Here is a 17,429-nt window from a genome sequence, read left to right as displayed (position 1 = left end):
GTCGATAAAATATCTATGGTATACTCGATTATTTATAAAGGATCAATATGAAAAAATTTATGAAATACTTATTTTTTGCTTTTCTATATATAGCAGTAACGATAATAGTTGCCTATATGGTTTTGGCTCAGACGATTCCAGATGATGGACAGTGTCATATGGTGGATAGACCGCTTGTTATTCATTATATTTTAGCTGCTGTTATTACTGCTTTACCAACGTTAGTTTTAATATATAGTAAGAAAAAAAAGAAAACATGATGCTCCTCGCAGCAGAGCTACGGGCTCTGTCTCATCAATTGTGTAAATTTCGTGAACCATTAAATTCTACCATCAAATTTGATCATAAAATGAGCCATAGCTTCATTCCAATTGGGGATAGGCATAGACCATTTTTTGGTAATATAATCAATTGTCAGATATAAAACCTTAAATACTGCGTCATCATTTGGAAAGATGCGTTTATTCTTAGTAACTTTTCTCAATTGGCTATTCAGCGATTCTATCGCATTTGTAGTGTAAATAATCTTACGAATCTCCTTTGGATATTGCAAGAAAATTATCAAATTATCCCAATTATTATACCAAGATTTAGCTATATGCGGATATTGCTTACTCCATTTTTGATCAAATGACTCAAGAGCTAATTCTGCTTCTTTTTCAGTAGCAGAAGTATAGATTAGTTTCAAATCCGCTGCTAATTGCTTTCTATCTTTATATGATACATATTTGAGGCTATTCCTGATCTGATGGACAATACAAATTTGATGTTCAGTTTTCGGATATACTGATGCAATAGCATCAGACATACCAGTTAGATTATCACTACAAGCAATTAAGATATCTTTTACTCCTCGATTCTTCATTTCAGTAAAATTACCAAGCCAAAATTTAGCTCCTTCATTGGTAAATTCCAGTATTAATTAAGCCAGATTTATATTTTCTTCCCATACCTCATTGGGTGTTTTATAACCGAGCACTTTTCTTGGTAAATTATTTAAAAAATCCTCAATTTCTTGTAATTGCTTTATTGTTAATTTTTTTATATCTAAAGATTTAGAGTATACTCTGTGCACCATTGAGTTAATCTTCTCTATCAATGGTTTTTGCCATGGAGAATAAGGATTGCAAAAATATACTTTTCGTTCAGATTTTGGCAATAGTTGTTCATGATGGCTTTGTTGCATAAATAAGATTTGTAGAGCAAGAGTGGTGATAATCTGGTAAGATGTCCTGAATTAAAAATAATCCAGATTATATGAGATCTCGGAAGAAAGCCCCTTTTAGTAAATCACGCAAGTATTCTAAATATAAAATAACGAATTGGTCAGAATATAATAATTTTTTACGCAATAGGGGTCGCATAGATTTTATGATTGCCAGTGATTTGGCGATTGGCTGGTATGCTGATTACAGAGAGGAAATGAAACGAGGAAGACCTAGACGCTATAGTGATCACGCTATATTACAGTGTTTGAAGATCAGATGCTTATTCGGTCTTAAGTTACGCCAAACCCAAGGCTTTATAAACTGGCTCTTTGAAATATCGGGTTTATCTATTAGATGTCCAGACTATACAACATTAAGTAAGCGTATGAAGTCATTAGATCTTAGGTATTTACATGGAAATCAAGATAAAGAATTTAGTTGTATTTCAATGGATAGTACAGGGATACAAGCCTACACAGGGAACGAATGGCTAGAAAATAAGCATGGTAAGCAATATAAGCGTCGCATATGGAAAAAGCTACATATCGTTATAGAAGATCAAGGTATGATACTTGCCGATAGTACCACAGAGCATACTATAGATGATAGATCACAGATTGGACTACTAATAGCTAATGTCAGAGCCAAGGATTTTCTGGGAGATCGAGGGTATGACGGTGAATCTACATATCAATTGTTGAGAAAGAAGAAGATAAAACCAGTTATTAGACCCCCAAACTCTTCAGTAAAAGTTCAATCGCTTAGGGATAAAACTGAGAGAGATGCAGCTGTTATATATCAACAAAACAAAGGATACCAAGCATGGAGGGTAAAGAATAATTATGGTAGAAGGGAGCGTGTAGAGAACACGTTCTTTCGATTTAAAACTTCTTTTGGTAGTAAGTTTCTATCAAGACATGATCAAAATATGACAAAAGAAATGTCTATTAAATGCCACTTATTAAACAAAATGTTTGAAATTGGTAAACCTATCTCTGTGCCTGTTGGCTAGGCTAGCATTGCGGGGTTAGGGGCAGTATATTCAAAAGCTTATTTATGCAACAAAGCCAGTGTGTTAGCCCTATCTGGTCTATAATTATGCCTCATTCTCTTGAGTTCATAACATATAGTGCTTTTATCACGGCCAATCTTTGTGGCTTTGTTGCATAAATAAAATTTGTAGAGCAAGAGTGGTGATAATCTGGTAAGATGTCCTGAATTAAAAAATAATCCAGATTATATGAGATCTCGGAAGAAAGCCCCTTTTAGTAAATCACGCAAGTATTCTAAATATAAAATAACGAATTGGTCAGAATATAATAATTTTTTACGCAATAGGGGTCGCATAGATTTTATGATTGCCAGTGATTTGGCGATTGGCTGGTATGCTGATTACAGAGAGGAAATGAAACGAGGAAGACCTAGACGCTATAGTGATCACGCTATATTACAGTGTTTGAAGATCAGATGCTTATTCGGTCTTAAGTTACGCCAAACCCAAGGCTTTATAAACTGGCTCTTTGAAATATCGGGTTTATCTATTAGATGTCCAGACTATACAACATTAAGTAAGCGTATGAAGTCATTAGATCTTAGGTATTTACATGGAAATCAAGATAAAGAATTTAGTTGTATTTCAATGGATAGTACAGGGATACAAGCCTACACAGGGAACGAATGGCTAGAAAATAAGCATGGTAAGCAATATAAGCGTCGCATATGGAAAAAGCTACATATCGTTATAGAAGATCAAGGTATGATACTTGCCGATAGTACCACAGAGCATACTATAGATGATAGATCACAGATTGGACTACTAATAGCTAATGTCAGAGCCAAGGATTTTCTGGGAGATCGAGGGTATGACGGTGAATCTACATATCAATTGTTGAGAAAGAAGAAGATAAAACCAGTTATTAGACCCCCAAACTCTTCAGTAAAAGTTCAATCGCTTAGGGATAAAACTGAGAGAGATGCAGCTGTTATATATCAACAAAACAAAGGATACCAAGCATGGAGGGTAAAGAATAATTACGGTAGAAGGGAGCGTGTAGAGAACACGTTCTTTCGATTTAAAACTTCTTTTGGTAGTAAGTTTCTATCAAGTCCGTCCGCCAAAACTCTACAAGCCTTATAGATAATATGGTTTTAAGACAAGAAGTAATACAACAATCCGTAAGAAAATGATAAAATATGGTCATAAACCTTATGGATTTCAGTCAATGCCAATAGACAACATTATCAAATCGCAAGAACAAGGGAAACTGTTTGGTTATAAATTAAAAGAAGAATTAAACCCAAATAATAAGCTATATAAATTAAGAGAATTAATAAATTGGTCTAGGCTCGAAGAGTGGTTATCAAAAAATGTTTGTATTAAGAAATTTGGTAGAAATAGAAAATGTCATAGAGTGATGCTTGGCATAACGATGCTACAAGCAATGTATAATTTTTCAGATTCATTATCAGAGGAAGAGCTAAAAGAGAATATGTATTGGCAGTATTTCTGCGGGTGGGAATATATAGAAAAAGACATAGCTATCTCGGAAACTAGTATACGACGGTTTCGTAGTGTATTAGGTGAAGCTGGATATAATGAGATATTATCGGAGTTGATCAGGGTTGGGATAAAAACTAACACAATTAAAAAAAAAGATTTGGAATTAATCATCGCTGATACGACTGTACAAATTAAGAATATCAAACACCCACACGATGTTTATTTAATGGATAAAGCTAGGCTTAGCATAGTAAAGCTTTGCAACAGTTTGGGTATACATTTGAATGAAACATACGCTAGAACCTATAAACGCGATATACAGGAGTTTCGCACTTAGCAAAGTTGCGAATCAGTTAAAAGCCATCTGATATTGTTTTGAATTGATGTTTTTATAACTTCCCAAGTTTGTTGATATAAAGTAATGTTTTCATTTATCCTCCTTTTATTCATATCAAGCCAGGCAAATACTGCAAGGCAAATATGATTTCTTTGAGCTCGGCCCGTGCGTGCCTGACAGCGTTCAATACCACAAGTTTGTTTTAATTCTCGATGATAAACCTCTATAGACCAACGTGCCTTAACAATTTTCTCTATTTGCTCACGTGTGGGATTTTCCAAGTTCGTTGTTATGTAATCAATGCGACCATTCTTTGCCACAAACTTAAATACCGTAACCCAACCGTATCCACGTAGGTGAATTTTTAGCCCCTCATCGGGTATCTCTAAACTTTCCAAGCTAACATTATGATTAACTTTTCTATTTTTCCTTAGGGTGGTAACCCATAGCCAGCCTAAATTACGTATATGTTTTAAATTCTCCAACCCGCTATACCAAGCATCCATGACTATGGCATCAGGATTGAGACCTCTTTCTTTAGCTAAAGTAAGCATATCACAAAAATGCTCATTCTTTGTTTTACCATCAGTGTCTTTATCATATATTCTATAATCTACGGGAGTAGATTGAGCAATTTTAGTATTGTAATGTAGTAAGTTTACCATTCCTATACCAGGTATAACATCATGTACAGCTCCAGAATATTGATAACGTACAAGCTCAATCTTCTGACTGTATTGCTTTGATAATAAGGTGTCATCCCCCACTAATAAACACGGTGCTTCCCAATCTATATATTTTGACACTTCCTTATAGATTTCGCTAGGACGAAAATCCTTACTCTTTAACCATCGACTTGCACTATCGTGAGATAGATCTACTGGACTCACTTCAGATAATGCCTTGCTAGTATATCTGACACTACTTGCTTGTAAAAATGATTTATATAAGTCCTTGCTACATTTTGTTCTTGTCATTTTTATCTAAAACTATTTTTCTCTAGATTAACATACTTTTTGCTAAGTGCGAAACTCCTGTATAGTAAAGCTATGGAAATATAAAGAACATAGTAAAGCCAAGAAGCGTTGGAAAATAATGAAGCATTTAAAAATATTACTGGGTCGTTTGATTAGAGTATGTGAGCGTGAGATCAAAAATAAGCAATTAAACTTGTCTCTCAAAAATCAAGAAGTATTGCAAAAAATAAAACAAATACATAACCAATCTGTTTTAAAAAGAGAAGCTAAAAAGCAATATAAAGAAGATAACAAAGTATTATATAGTTTTCATGCCCCTGAAGTAGAGTGTATAGGAAAGGGAAAACGCAACAAGCCATATGAGTTTGGCAATAAAGTAGCGGTAGTAGTAAGTGGTCGTAGAAATTTTGTTTTATCCGCAAAATCGTTTCATAATAATCCTTATGATGGTCATACATTGCATCAGAGCTTTGAAGCAGTAGAGAGTGTCACTGGAATCAAGATAAAGAAATCATTTGTTGATCTTGGGTATAGTGGTAGCAATGTAAAGGAGAAGAGTAAGGTATATACCCCAAAAACGCGGAAGAAGTTGTTACAAGAGGACAAGTCTATGATCAAGAGACGCAGTGCCATAGAACCAATAATAGGTCACTTAAAGCAATATGGTCGGATGGGTAGAAACTTCTTGAAAGGTATGATAGGAGATATTATCAATCCAATAATCTCTGCTATTGGTTTGAATTTACGATGCATTGCAAATCATTTACAAATCGTGTCTAACTCCACATAAATCAAAAATATCATCATGCAAAAACTAGATGAACGATAAAAAATCGTTAACAATAGCTCCATATCAAAATTAGACCAACACAGAAATGTATCAGTAAAAATTAACATAACTTATTAATTTTTATTGAAAATCTTAGCAATTTGTTGTCAAAACTCTATCCCATTACAAATGATCAGGATTTGAAGTGTTTTTGGCGGATAGACTATCAAGACATGATCAAAATATGACAAAAGAAATGTCTATTAAATGCCACTTATTAAACAAAATGTTTGAAATTGGTAAACCTATCTCTGTGCCTGTTGGCTAGGCTAGCATTGCGGGGTTAGGGGCAGTATATTCAAAATGTAGAAGTTAAGATTTGATCTTACAGACACTATAAATTTTGCCCCTGATTGTCAGTTAAATTTTGACTGTCAGATACATATTCAAGATACAAGATTTCATTATTCTTTTCAACAGCTAATTTCTTACTATCCTTAAAAGTTTGCATAGGAGTTTTTCCATAACAATATTTACCAGAATGAGGTCTTTCATTATTGAAATACTCTAGCCAGATATCAAGATCTAATTGTAGGTCATCAAGATCTGTATAAATCTTTTTCCGCATAGCTGTATCAAAGAATTCTTGTTTCATGGTTTTATTAAAACGCTCACACATACCGTTTGTTTGAGGAGAATATGCTTTAGTAGTAGTATGCTCTATACCTTCGATACTTAGAAATAATTCAAAAGCATGATGCTCTATATTCCCCTTATATTCTGACCCACGATCTGTCAGAATACGAAGTATTGGTATCCCTTGAGTCTCATACCATGGTAACACTCGGTCATTAAGCATATCAGCAGCAGTTAAAGCTGTTTTATCAGTATATAGTTTAACATCAGCTACTCTGCTGTAGCTATCAATAAATACCTGAGAATAAACCTTACCTATACCCTTAAAGTTGCCTACATAATATGTATCTTGGCATCCTAGATACCCTGGATGCTGTGTCTCAATTTCTCCATGAGCTTCTTTTTCATTACGACGCTTCTCTAGCACTTGTAATTGTGCCTCAGTAAGCACAATACCATCTTGAGCCATTTTTGCTTCTAATGCTTTAAGTCTTTTACTGATGTTGTTTAAATCATTACGTAACCAAATTGATCTTACTCCCCCAGGTGATACAAGTACACCTGTCTTTTTAAGCTCATTTGATACTCTTAGCTGACCATATGCTGGATATTCTATTGCCATATCTAGTACTGCTTTCTCTACAGCAGGATCAACTCTATTCGCTATTATTGGCTTTCTTCGACTAATTTCATACAACGCTTCTTCGCCACCAGTTTCATACAGTTCTTTAAATCTGTAATAACTATCTCTACTATATCCCATCGCTTTACATGCTGATGATATACTACCAAGGCTCTTAGCTAATTCAAGTAAACCTAATTTTGGTTTTATTATTTTTTGATTTAAGTTCATTCTTTATCTCCATTTAATAATTAATTTATTTTACTAAATGTAAGATATAATCTCAACTATTACATTCAAAAGCTTATTTATGCAACAAAGCCAAGTACACCGGCTCTGTCTCATCAATTGTGTAAATTTCGTGAACCATTAAATTCTACCATCAAATTTGATCATAAAATGAGCCATAGCTTCATTCCAATTGGGGATAGGCATAGACCATTTTTTAGTAATATAATCAATTGTCAGATATAAAACCTTAAATACTGCGTCATCATTTGGAAAGATGCGTTTATTCTTAGTAACTTTTCTCAATTGGCTATTCAGCGATTCTATCGCATTTGTAGTGTAAATAATCTTACGAATCTCCTTTGGATATTGCAAGAAAATTATCAAATTATCCCAATTATTATACCAAGATTTAGCTATATGCGGATATTGCTTACTCCATTTTTGATCAAATGACTCAAGAGCTAATTCTGCTTCTTTTTCAGTAGCAGAAGTATAGATTAGTTTCAAATCCGCTGCTAATTGCTTTCTATCTTTATATGATACATATTTGAGGCTATTCCTGATCTGATGGACAATACAAATTTGATGTTCAGTTTTCGGATATACTGATGCAATAGCATCAGACATACCAGTTAGATTATCACTACAAGCAATTAAGATATCTTTTACTCCTCGATTCTTCATTTCAGTAAAATTACCGAGCCAAAATTTAGCTCCTTCATTCTCACTTATCCATAAGCCTAAAATATCCTTTCTGCCAGATAAATCTATTCCTAAAGCTACATATACTGATTTATTAATAATAAGTTTATCTTGTCTTACTTTCACTACTAAACAGTCAAAATATACTATAGGGTATACTGATTCAAGAGGTCTACTCTGCCAAATCTTGACCTCATCTATTACTTCATCTGTAATCCTGCTGATTAGGCTCTCACTGATCTCAGCTCCATATAATTCTTGCAATTGTGTTTTAATATCAGACACACTCATACCCTTCGCATATAAGGATATTATCTTTTGGTCTAAGCCATCTATTCTTGTTTGTTTCTTTGAGACTATTATAGGTTCAAATTTACCTTGTCTGTCTCTTGGAACATTTAGCTCTATAGTACCATTCTCACTAATCAGATTCTTACTAAAACTACCATTCCTCGCATTCTCAGTTTCAGCTCTATCATACTTGCTATAACCTAAATGTTCTGACATCTCAGCATGCAGTGCTCGCTCTAAAATACCCTTGGTTAATTCCTTAATTAATCCATTCTGACTTAGTACTGTTTTTAAATCTACTCCACCTTCTATCAGCAAATCTATTGCTTCATTTATTTTTTTATTCTTCTCTATTTGCATTTCTGTTACCTATATTTTTAATTACTTCTAATATAGGCTCAACAAAAATTTACACAATCATTGCAAAAGACTCAGTACACCTGTCTTTTTAAGCTCATTTGATACTCTTAGCTGACCATATGCTGGATATTCTATTGCCATATCTAGTACTGCTTTCTCTACAGCAGGATCAACTCTATTCGCTATTATTGGCTTTCTTCGACTAATTTCATACAACGCTTCTTCGCCACCAGTTTCATACAGTTCTTTAAATCTGTAATAACTATCTCTACTATATCCCATCGCTTTACATGCTGATGATATACTACCAAGGCTCTTAGCTAATTCAAGTAAACCTAATTTTGGTTTTATTATTTTTTGATTTAAGTTCATTCTTTATCTCCATTTAATAATTAATTTATTTTACTAAATGTAAGATATAATCTTGTATCTTAGTATTGTCTTTAGTAAACAACTATAAGATACTTAAGGGCACTTAAGTAAGAAGACTAATATGCCGTATTAAATCTTAGGGCTATGTAACCCTGTAGTTGAGATCAAACAATTAGTCTTCACATACTCATTAAAGATCGGACGGTATTCTTAGGTCTTGAAATTAATCAATGAACCTGTATTTACAAGGTTGATCTTTGGGTATTCTACTTATTATTAACATAGAAGGTCAAATATGAGTAGCATTATTTTGGGTATAGATATTTCTAAAGCAACATTTGACGTAGCTTTATTAAATGATAATAAAATCAAAACCAAAAAGTTTAATAATACTGCAAAAGGCTTTGCTGCACTAAAACAATGGTTAGAAAAAAAGGGAATAGATACTGCTCACGCTTGTATGGAATCAACAGGTGGTTACGAAGTTAGGTTAGCTCAATATCTTTATGATAATACATTTAAAGTTAGTGTCGTAAATCCAGCTCGCATCAAGGGCTTTGCAATGAGCAAGCTTTCAAGAGTTAAAACTGACAAATCTGATTGTGAATTGATAGCTTCTTTTTGCAAGGCTATGCAACCTGATCTTTGGCAACCAACCCCTATACATATTAAAGAATTACAACAATGGGTAAGACGCTTGGATAGTTTGATTGCTAATAAAAATCAAGAAAATAATAGATTGAGCGGAGCAAGTAAAGCAGTTGCCATTAACATTATGATTCATATTGAATTTCTGGATAAGCAAATTAAGGAAGTAGAAGAACTTATCTCTAATCATATTAAAGGACACAAAGACTTACATGATAAAAGTAAACTTCTTGATTCAATCCCTGGTATAGGAGAAAAAACAATAGGAGTGATACTTGCTTTTCTTGTTGTAGAAAATTTTAATTCTGCAAAACAACTAGCTGCGTTTGTTGGTCTTAACCCAAAGCCAAAACAATCAGGCACTTCTGTCCATGGAATAGGAAAAATATCAAAAACAGGAGATGCTAATTTACGTAAAGCTTTTTATATGCCTGCCATAGTTGCTATAAAACATAATCCGATTATTAAGGATTTTAGTCAACGTTTGAGCAATGTTGGAAAATCTAAAATGGTTATAGTGATTGCTGCTATGCGTAAGTTGCTTCACATAATTTATGGTGTTCTTAATAACAAAACATCTTTTAGTGCAAATATAAAAACCCTGTAAAATAAAATTGAGGTAAAATAATGAAAAAGTTGTTGACACTCAAGACGGTATCTCAACTATTACAAATTATTATACCAAGATTTAGCTATATGCGGATATTGCTTACTCCATTTTTGATCAAATGACTCAAGAGCTAATTCTGCTTCTTTTTCAGTAGCAGAAGTATAGATTAGTTTCAAATCCGCTGCTAATTGCTTTCTATCTTTATATGATACATATTTGAGGCTATTCCTGATCTGATGGACAATACAAATTTGATGTTCAGTTTTCGGATATACTGATGCAATAGCATCAGACATACCAGTTAGATTATCACTACAAGCAATTAAGATATCTTTTACTCCTCGATTCTTCATTTCAGTAAAATTACCAAGCCAAAATTTAGCTCCTTCATTCTCACTTATCCATAAGCCTAAAATATCCTTTCTGCCAGATAAATCTATTCCTAAAGCTACATATACTGATTTATTAATAATAAGTTTATCTTGTCTTACTTTCACTACTAAACAGTCAAAATATACTATAGGGTATACTGATTCAAGAGGTCTACTCTGCCAAATCTTGACCTCATCTATTACTTCATCTGTAATCCTGCTGATTAGGCTCTCACTGATCTCAGCTCCATATAATTCTTGCAATTGTGTTTTAATATCAGACACACTCATACCCTTCGCATATAAGGATATTATCTTTTGGTCTAAGCCATCTATTCTTGTTTGTTTCTTTGAGACTATTATAGGTTCAAATTTACCTTGTCTGTCTCTTGGAACATTTATCTCTATAGTACCATTCTCACTAATCAGATTCTTACTAAAACTACCATTCCTCGCATGCTCAGTTTCAGCTCTATCATACTTGCTATAACCTAAATGTTCTGACATCTCAGCATGCAGTGCTCGCTCTAAAATACCCTTGGTTAATTCCTTAATTAGATAGTGGACTGAAAAATCAAGACAAAAAAATGAGTAGTATGTTTTCCTAATTTTTCGATTATCAGGCAGCACTTTGCTGATAATTTTGCATATAATTCAGATATACATTCATAGGCTTTTTATAACCAATACTTGAATGAAATCTGTGATAATTATATTTATTCAGATAATGATCAATCCCCTCTTTTAACTCTTTAACATTGTTAAAATCATTAATAAAGATACAATTATATTTTAAAGTTCTAAAAAACCTTTCTATTACTATATTATCAATACTTCTACCTTTGCCATTCATTGAAATTTGGATATCATGCTCCTTGAGAATATTTATGTGGTCATAACTGGTATATTGGCTACCTTGATCACTATTAAATATCTGTGGAGCGTTATACTTACTGAGAGCTTGTTTCAAGACATCAGTTACAAGAGATGCATCCATAGAATTTGACAGTTTATAGCTCAATATGGCCTTGCTATGCCAATCTATAATAGCTGCCATATACATAAAGCCACCATTAGTTCTAATGTAAGTAATGTCACCACTCCAAACCTCATTCACATTAGGCACATACACTTGCTTTGTTGAGCCAGATTTAGTCCAATATTGATCAAGTAAGTAGCTATAGATCTTATGCTCACTATCGTTTCGAGAAGTAGATTTTTTCTTATGTGGGTAAATAGCTTCTATACCCATCATCCTCATATATTTCAGTACTCGATCTTTACCGACAATAAAACCATCTTCTAGTAACTGTTGATGAATATAGCGATAACCAAATTCAGGATTATCTGTATATATTTCATCTATTCTATTTAAAATACTTAATTTATTTATACTCATCTCCTTGGATTTATAGTAGGCTGTAGATCGACTAATCTTTAATAGTTCACACTGTCTTGATTTTGAGAGTTGATTTAGCTTGGAGTGTACAAGACTCTTTTTATTTGATAAATCCAAGCTTTTGAGCTTTCCCACGGCCCAGTCCCTCTCAACTGTGATTCTACCAAGAGCTTTAGCAAGTTCATCATTTTGCTCTTGTAAATGATTTATTTGTTCTTGATATTCACTCAAAACTTTAGCTGGTTCAAAAGCTAATGCCGCATTACCTAAAAACTATTTTTTCCAATTTTGAATTGTTTTAACACTTATTGCATATTTTGAAGCTAACTGACCAAGTGTCGACTCCTCTTTTATTAATTCTAATACTATCCCCGTTTTTTCTGAAGCACTGAAAATTTTTACTTTATTTTTCTTCATCTTTCCTCTTAAGTTTATTGCTATTTATTCTAACTTATTGCGGAAACACACTCCTTCATTTTTTTGTCCAATTTTTTCATGTATGGACCTCCTGTAGAATGCAAGAAAAAAATAACATCAATAATAAAAACAAACAAATGCAGTCATGTATCCGGCTTATAGCTGATAAATCAACCTAATTTATTCTACAGCCCTGATGGAATTCGCTGGCTTACAAACTATATACTTATCAGTCCATCGGCTTCTAAAAGAGCCACTGAAAAACGCAGTTTTTTTGTAAGCTAAGGTTTGTCTTATTTACCATCAATATTAATTATCTCAAGCATATTTCGGGTTGGAATCTCTTACATATTGTTTTGCTTTTACCTATTCATTATATAAATCACCATTTATTTTACTTATAAGTGCTATGCTACACACTCTTTAGCTACAAACTTTACTCTCTACATAATCATCTCCTGATCTCTTAGTACAGCAAACACCACTCTTGCCAACTTATTAGCTATGGCAACTGTCGTTTTATTATGGCTACTTCGCTCAGATAAATTAAACATCCATTTCGTAAATTGGCTAAAATCTTTTTTAGATTTCTGTTCTTCCGATGTAAATCTTATCTTGGCATTTAGTACAGCTCTAGCCCCTTGAATTAATAAAGTGCGTAAGTATACATCACCTCGCTTGCTAATTCCCAGCAGCTTATCCTTCCCACCACTTGAATGTTGTCTTGGCACTAATCCTAGCCATGCCGATAATTGCCTGCCATTCTCAAAACTTGTAGCATTACCTATTGATGCTATTAAAGCAGTAGCAGTAATTAAACCAAGACCAGGTATAGCTCTTAATCGTTGATATTGAGTTAGGTTACTTGCTATCATTGTTAATCGTTTTTCTATCTCTTTTATTTTTCTGTTATTATCTAAGAATTCTTCTTTTAGTTCACTAAATGTTTGATAACTTAACTGGCTTAATTTCCCTGCATCTAAAATCTCAATTAATTTTGTGATAACCTTATTAATGCCTTGAGGAACAATAAAACCAAACTCATGTAGTAGCCCCCTAATTTCATTAGCAAGTGCTGTACGATTTTTTACCAATCTCTCTCTTACCCTATGTATTGATAAAATTTCTTGTTGCTCTATAGTTTTAATTGCAACAAATCTCATATTAGGTCTTGTCACGGCTTCACATATCGCTTCAGCATCTGCTTGATCATTTTTATTAGTTTTAACATATGGTTTGACAAATTGCGGTGCCATTAGTTTTACTTCATGCCCTAATTTAGTTATTTCTCTTGCCCAATAACTAGAACCACCACAAGCTTCCATCCCTACTAAACATTGTGGTAAATTAGCCATAAATGTCAAAACCTGATCTCTCATCAATTTTTTCTTTAATACTGTCTTGCCATTTTTATCTACACCATGAATTTGAAAAATTCTTTTTGCAATATCTATACCAATTGTAGTAACCTCCATATGGACCTCCTTAATTGTTGTTTTAATATGTTAAATATTAACCCTAGAAGATTAGCAACTGCTTTTCATTCTCTATATCAGGAGGTCCATACCATTAGTCCATTATAATTTTTACTTTAGTCAGAAAAATTAGAATTTTTGTCAAAACTTCAGAAACTGGAATAGTCACATTTTGTCTAGACCGCTTTTACAAGACGCTTACGGTTTACCAAATATTGAAGTATCAAAGGTATAATTATATTTCTTCTAAGCTCCATCTAGCTTTAGGACAGAAATTTAAAGGCGTAAATAACCCATTATTATAACGCTCAAGTCCAACATAAGCAATCATCGCAGCATTATCGGTACATAGCGTTGTGGGCGGATAAATAAGCTGATAGCCATGTATTTTGGTACAATCACTTAACACTTTTTGCAAATATTTATTAGCAGCCACCCCGCCGGCTATTACTATATTTCTATTAAAATCATTTGTTATTCGTTCATAAACTTTAATAGCTTCTAGTATTTTGCTGCTTAAAATTTCCCCTATCGTAAACTGAAAACTTGCTGCTATATCGTTAATTACAGTATCGTTAATCTTTTGTAAACTCATTATTAGAGTACGCACTGCCGTTTTAAGCCCTGAGAAAGACATATTACAATCACCACTATTAATAATTGGCTTTGGGAATTTATATTTGTAAGAATCGCCCAGCTTGGCCCTTTTTTCGATTTTAGGACCACCTGGGAAAGGTAAATCAAGCATTTTAGCTACTTTGTCAAAAGCCTCACCTACTGCATCGTCTATAGTACTACCAAGAATCTTATATTTTCCAAGCCCAAGTACTGTGACAAATTGACAATGCCCACCGGAAGCTAATAAAAGCAAATATGGATATGGGATATTATCGGTTAATCTTGCAGTTAATGCGTGTCCTTCTAAATGATTTACTGCAATAAAAGGCTTATTTAAAACGCTAGAAAGGGACTTTGCAAACATTGATCCGACTATAACGCCGCCAATTAAACCAGGTCCTGAAGTTGCAGCTATTGCCGTAATTGCAGCTAAGCTAGTATTGCTTTCAAGTAAAGCCTGCTTCATAGCTTTTTCGAGATTAGCTAAATGAGAACGTGCGGCTATTTCCGGCACTACTCCCTTATAGTCTGCATGTTCTGTATTTTGTGATATGACTATATTCGATAAGATTTCCCTATTTTCAGTTATTATAGAAACACTAGTATCATCACAACTTGATTCAATTCCTAAAATTTTTTTCATTTGAGTTTTTGTAAAGAAGTCGTTTTACTGAAGTTTTGACAAAAAATTTTTATTAAAAAAAGTGGCGAGTGTATCAATCTATAATTTGTATTATATATCAAATAATTTACTTTAAATTGTAGAAATATCGCTTTTAAGCTGATAAAAGCACTAAATATTTAACTTTAAATATAAATTTTTATTTTAGTCAGAAAAATTAGAATTTTTGTCAAAACTTCAGTAGTACTTGTAACTGAGCTTCAGTAAGAACAATCCCATCTTGAGCCATCTTTGCTTCTAATGCTTTAAGCCTTTTACTGATATTGTTTAAATCATTACGTAGCCAAATTGATCTTACTCCTCCAGGTGATACAAGTATACCGCTCTTCTTAAGCTCATTTGATACTCGCATCTTGACCATATGCTGGATATTCTATTGCCATATCCATTACTGCCTTCTCTATCGCTGGATCAACTCTATTCGCTATTATTGGCTTCCTGCGACTAATTTCATACAACGCTTCTTCACCTCCTGTTTCATATAGTTCTTTAAATCTGTAATAACTATCTCTACTATATCCCATCGCTTTACATGCTGATGATATACTACCAAGACTCTTAGCTAATTCTAGTAAACCTAATTTTGGCTTTATTATTTTTTGATTTAAGTGCATTGTGACCTTCCATTTTTTTATCTGTATTTTTAATACATTATTTTTATTAAATGTAAGATCAAATATCAACTAATACATAATGATGCTCCTCGCAGCAGAGCTACGAGGTATCTATCCAAAAAGCTTTAACTGTTTTTGTTGAAATGCTTTATAAGAAGGTTTGCCTGAACCTTGATTCTGTACATAATTACGTAATTTCTGCTCATCACCATGTTTACCTACTGTGCTCATAAAATATCCTTTACTCCAAAACTCACTTCCCCATAATTTTTCTTTAAGATTTGGATATTTCTCAAACATTTTCTTAGAAGTAATACTTTTTATGATTTGAGTTATTTTTGTTGGGCTATACATTGGTATTGACTGTAATAAAAAATGTACGTGATCTTTATCTACTCCTATTTCTAAAAATCTAATTTCATAACGATCTTCTATGTGCTCACAAATTTTACACAAATAATCATCTAGTTCTTGATTGAATATTACTCTCCTATACTTTGCCGGCGTTACTAAATGATATATTAGTACTGTGACATTATGACTCTTATGTATATAACTGCTTTCTTCCATTCAAGTAGTATATCACGAAGCAGAGCTTCGGGGAATTAAACCCTGAGAGATTAATACGTGAGCAAAGGCGAACCCCGAAATTTGACTTACCAAATCTTGAAGTATCAAAGGGATACTATACCACCAACTTTTCGCGTAATACTTCCACTAACTTATTAATAGCTTCAGATGAATCTATGTTTTCAAGAATAGCAAGTTCACCTGCAAGTCTATTTAGAGCTGCTTCATAAAGAGTTCTTTCACTATAAGAACGATCATTATCGACATTTTTATGTAAGTCACGTAATACCTCAGCAACTGCTACAATATTACCTGAATTAATCTTTCCTTCATATTCTTGAGCTCTTCTGCTCCACATTCTATTACCCTGTTTTGGCTTGCCTTGAAGGGTTGAATATATTAAATCTAGATCTTTTTTGCTCGCAACTGCTCTAAGCCCTACAACTGTAGCTCTACTAACCGGTACTTTTAGAGTCATTTTATCTTGAAGGAAAGAGATTACATATACCTTTATCTCAGTACCTGCGATAGTATGGTTCTCTATATTTGTAATTGCACCTACTCCGTGTGCAGGATAAACAATTCTTTGTCCTATTTTAAACTCAGATTTTTGTTGTTCTGTTTTGTCTTCGGATTGTGCTATATTTACCATTATTAATCCCTCCGTAGTAATTACTTAGTGCTTAAGAATCCAATGTTAGACTATTATCCTGTCTAGCATAACACATTTTGCTTAAATGATAAAGCAGATAATTTTATATAGCAAATTTATTTACTATTGAAATAAAGTAAATAAAACCTTATTGTATTGTTCTGAAGTTTTGACAAAAATTCTAATTTTTCTGACTAAAATAAAAATTTATATTTAAAGTTAAATATTTAGTGCTTTTATCAGCTTAAAAGCGATATTTCTACAAATTTAAAGTAAATTATTTGATATATAATACAAATTATAGATTGATACACTCGCCACTTTTTTTAATAAAAATTTTTTGTCAAAACTTCAGATTGTTAAATCAA

General features: G+C 33.0%; 14 protein-coding genes and 6 pseudogenes. 6 read left to right on the top strand and 14 right to left on the bottom strand.

Translation table 11 applies throughout. The features are described 5' to 3' along the window. Positions 1-47: 47 nt before the first annotated feature. Positions 48-260 carry a Holliday junction ATP-dependent DNA helicase RuvA gene (locus tag AAHI98_RS15950; protein ID WP_342226461.1) on the top strand — a complete coding sequence of 71 codons (213 nt, stop codon included), beginning with the start codon at positions 48-50 and terminating at the stop codon, positions 258-260. A 59-nt stretch (positions 261-319) separates the two neighbouring features. Here the strand turns inward: AAHI98_RS15950 and AAHI98_RS15945 are convergent. Together AAHI98_RS15945 and AAHI98_RS15940 are read right to left on the bottom strand one after the other, a co-directional pair. Further along, positions 320-901: pseudogene (locus tag AAHI98_RS15945) on the bottom strand (IS256 family transposase); the annotation flags it as partial. 21 nt (positions 902-922) lie between these two features. Next, positions 923-1,177, bottom strand: a pseudogene (locus AAHI98_RS15940) (transposase); the annotation flags it as partial. 80 nt (positions 1,178-1,257) lie between these two features. Here AAHI98_RS15940 and AAHI98_RS15935 point away from each other — a divergent pair. Then, complete coding sequence (locus AAHI98_RS15935; RefSeq protein WP_342224734.1) at positions 1,258-2,220, top strand: IS5 family transposase; 963 nt, start codon at positions 1,258-1,260, stop codon at positions 2,218-2,220. Positions 2,221-2,258: 38 nt separating this feature from the next. On the opposite strand, the gene AAHI98_RS15930 is transcribed toward AAHI98_RS15935, so the two are convergent. Further along, positions 2,259-2,396: a hypothetical protein gene (locus AAHI98_RS15930; RefSeq protein ID WP_342226459.1), complete on the bottom strand. Its 138-nt coding sequence runs from the start codon at positions 2,394-2,396 to the stop codon at positions 2,259-2,261. 52 nt (positions 2,397-2,448) lie between these two features. Between AAHI98_RS15930 and AAHI98_RS15925 the strand changes: the two genes are divergently transcribed. Both AAHI98_RS15925 and AAHI98_RS15920 read left to right on the top strand, forming a co-directional pair. Then, entirely contained in the window at positions 2,449-3,345 is an 897-nt protein-coding gene (locus tag AAHI98_RS15925) for an IS5 family transposase (RefSeq protein WP_342226458.1), read from the top strand. Positions 3,346-3,391: 46 nt separating this feature from the next. After that, a complete protein-coding gene (locus tag AAHI98_RS15920) occupies positions 3,392-4,045 on the top strand; it encodes a transposase (RefSeq protein ID WP_342226457.1) in 654 nt (217 codons plus the stop codon). On the opposite strand, the gene AAHI98_RS15915 is transcribed toward AAHI98_RS15920, so the two are convergent. Further along, on the bottom strand, positions 4,042-5,022 hold the full coding sequence (locus AAHI98_RS15915; protein WP_342224659.1) for an IS701 family transposase: 981 nt from the start codon (positions 5,020-5,022) through the stop codon (positions 4,042-4,044). The genes AAHI98_RS15920 and AAHI98_RS15915 overlap by 4 nt on opposite strands. 46 nt (positions 5,023-5,068) lie before the next feature. On the opposite strand from AAHI98_RS15915, the gene AAHI98_RS15910 reads away from it, so the two are divergent. Beyond that, a complete protein-coding gene (locus tag AAHI98_RS15910) occupies positions 5,069-5,812 on the top strand; it encodes a transposase (RefSeq protein ID WP_342226456.1) in 744 nt (247 codons plus the stop codon). A gap of 373 nt (positions 5,813-6,185) precedes the next feature. On the opposite strand, the gene AAHI98_RS15905 is transcribed toward AAHI98_RS15910, so the two are convergent. The 3 genes and pseudogenes from AAHI98_RS15905 to AAHI98_RS15895 form a co-directional block, all read right to left on the bottom strand. Continuing rightward, positions 6,186-7,280, bottom strand: a complete 1,095-nt coding sequence (locus AAHI98_RS15905; protein ID WP_342225135.1) for an IS481 family transposase — start codon at positions 7,278-7,280, stop codon at positions 6,186-6,188. A gap of 138 nt (positions 7,281-7,418) precedes the next feature. Then, positions 7,419-8,633 carry an IS256 family transposase gene (locus AAHI98_RS15900; RefSeq protein WP_342224662.1) on the bottom strand — a complete coding sequence of 405 codons (1,215 nt, stop codon included), beginning with the start codon at positions 8,631-8,633 and terminating at the stop codon, positions 7,419-7,421. Between the two features lie 72 nt (positions 8,634-8,705). Then, positions 8,706-9,005 (bottom strand): annotated as a pseudogene (locus AAHI98_RS15895) (helix-turn-helix domain-containing protein); the annotation flags it as partial. Positions 9,006-9,300: 295 nt separating this feature from the next. Here AAHI98_RS15895 and AAHI98_RS15890 point away from each other — a divergent pair. Then, positions 9,301-10,260: a transposase gene (locus tag AAHI98_RS15890; protein ID WP_342224639.1), complete on the top strand. Its 960-nt coding sequence runs from the start codon at positions 9,301-9,303 to the stop codon at positions 10,258-10,260. Positions 10,261-10,325: 65 nt separating this feature from the next. On the opposite strand, the pseudogene AAHI98_RS15885 reads toward AAHI98_RS15890, so the two are convergent. The 7 genes and pseudogenes from AAHI98_RS15885 to AAHI98_RS15855 form a co-directional block, all read right to left on the bottom strand. Then, a pseudogene (locus AAHI98_RS15885) lies at positions 10,326-11,243 on the bottom strand (IS256 family transposase); the annotation flags it as partial. A 10-nt stretch (positions 11,244-11,253) separates the two neighbouring features. Continuing rightward, positions 11,254-12,450, bottom strand: a pseudogene (locus AAHI98_RS15880) (IS3 family transposase). 443 nt (positions 12,451-12,893) lie between these two features. Then, positions 12,894-13,925 carry an IS110 family RNA-guided transposase gene (locus tag AAHI98_RS15875; RefSeq protein WP_342226454.1) on the bottom strand — a complete coding sequence of 344 codons (1,032 nt, stop codon included), beginning with the start codon at positions 13,923-13,925 and terminating at the stop codon, positions 12,894-12,896. Between the two features lie 235 nt (positions 13,926-14,160). Beyond that, positions 14,161-15,186 (bottom strand): tRNA (adenosine(37)-N6)-threonylcarbamoyltransferase complex transferase subunit TsaD, encoded by a 1,026-nt coding sequence (gene tsaD / locus AAHI98_RS15870; protein ID WP_342226453.1) that lies wholly within the window; start codon positions 15,184-15,186, stop codon positions 14,161-14,163. A 220-nt stretch (positions 15,187-15,406) separates the two neighbouring features. Beyond that, a pseudogene (locus AAHI98_RS15865) lies at positions 15,407-15,839 on the bottom strand (helix-turn-helix domain-containing protein); the annotation flags it as partial. Between the two features lie 111 nt (positions 15,840-15,950). Further along, complete coding sequence (gene tnpA / locus AAHI98_RS15860) at positions 15,951-16,409, bottom strand: IS200/IS605 family transposase (RefSeq protein WP_342224823.1); 459 nt, start codon at positions 16,407-16,409, stop codon at positions 15,951-15,953. Between the two features lie 115 nt (positions 16,410-16,524). Then, positions 16,525-17,061: a CarD family transcriptional regulator gene (locus AAHI98_RS15855; protein WP_342226452.1), complete on the bottom strand. Its 537-nt coding sequence runs from the start codon at positions 17,059-17,061 to the stop codon at positions 16,525-16,527. Between the last annotated feature and the right edge of the window lie 368 nt (positions 17,062-17,429).

Origin of the sequence: Rickettsia endosymbiont of Urophora cardui, from assembly GCF_964030725.1 — a bacterium.
GTDB lineage: Bacteria > Pseudomonadota > Alphaproteobacteria > Rickettsiales > Rickettsiaceae > Rickettsia.
This window is presented reverse-complemented; position numbering and strand designations above follow the sequence as displayed.

Excerpts from the sequence above, each read along its gene's own strand:
- AAHI98_RS15905 (WP_342225135.1), bottom strand. The coding sequence starts at position 7,280 with ATGAACTTAAATCAAAAAATAATAAAACCAAAATTAGGTTTACTTGAA.
- tsaD (WP_342226453.1), bottom strand. The coding sequence starts at position 15,186 with ATGAAAAAAATTTTAGGAATTGAATCAAGTTGTGATGATACTAGTGTT.
- AAHI98_RS15915 (WP_342224659.1), bottom strand. The coding sequence starts at position 5,022 with ATGACAAGAACAAAATGTAGCAAGGACTTATATAAATCATTTTTACAA.
- AAHI98_RS15875 (WP_342226454.1), bottom strand. The coding sequence starts at position 13,925 with ATGGAGGTTACTACAATTGGTATAGATATTGCAAAAAGAATTTTTCAA.
- AAHI98_RS15950 (WP_342226461.1), top strand. The coding sequence starts at position 48 with ATGAAAAAATTTATGAAATACTTATTTTTTGCTTTTCTATATATAGCA.
- tnpA (WP_342224823.1), bottom strand. The coding sequence starts at position 16,409 with ATGGAAGAAAGCAGTTATATACATAAGAGTCATAATGTCACAGTACTA.
- AAHI98_RS15935 (WP_342224734.1), top strand. The coding sequence starts at position 1,258 with ATGAGATCTCGGAAGAAAGCCCCTTTTAGTAAATCACGCAAGTATTCT.
- AAHI98_RS15920 (WP_342226457.1), top strand. The coding sequence starts at position 3,392 with ATGATAAAATATGGTCATAAACCTTATGGATTTCAGTCAATGCCAATA.
- AAHI98_RS15900 (WP_342224662.1), bottom strand. The coding sequence starts at position 8,633 with ATGCAAATAGAGAAGAATAAAAAAATAAATGAAGCAATAGATTTGCTG.
- AAHI98_RS15890 (WP_342224639.1), top strand. The coding sequence starts at position 9,301 with ATGAGTAGCATTATTTTGGGTATAGATATTTCTAAAGCAACATTTGAC.
- AAHI98_RS15855 (WP_342226452.1), bottom strand. The coding sequence starts at position 17,061 with ATGGTAAATATAGCACAATCCGAAGACAAAACAGAACAACAAAAATCT.
- AAHI98_RS15925 (WP_342226458.1), top strand. The coding sequence starts at position 2,449 with ATGAGATCTCGGAAGAAAGCCCCTTTTAGTAAATCACGCAAGTATTCT.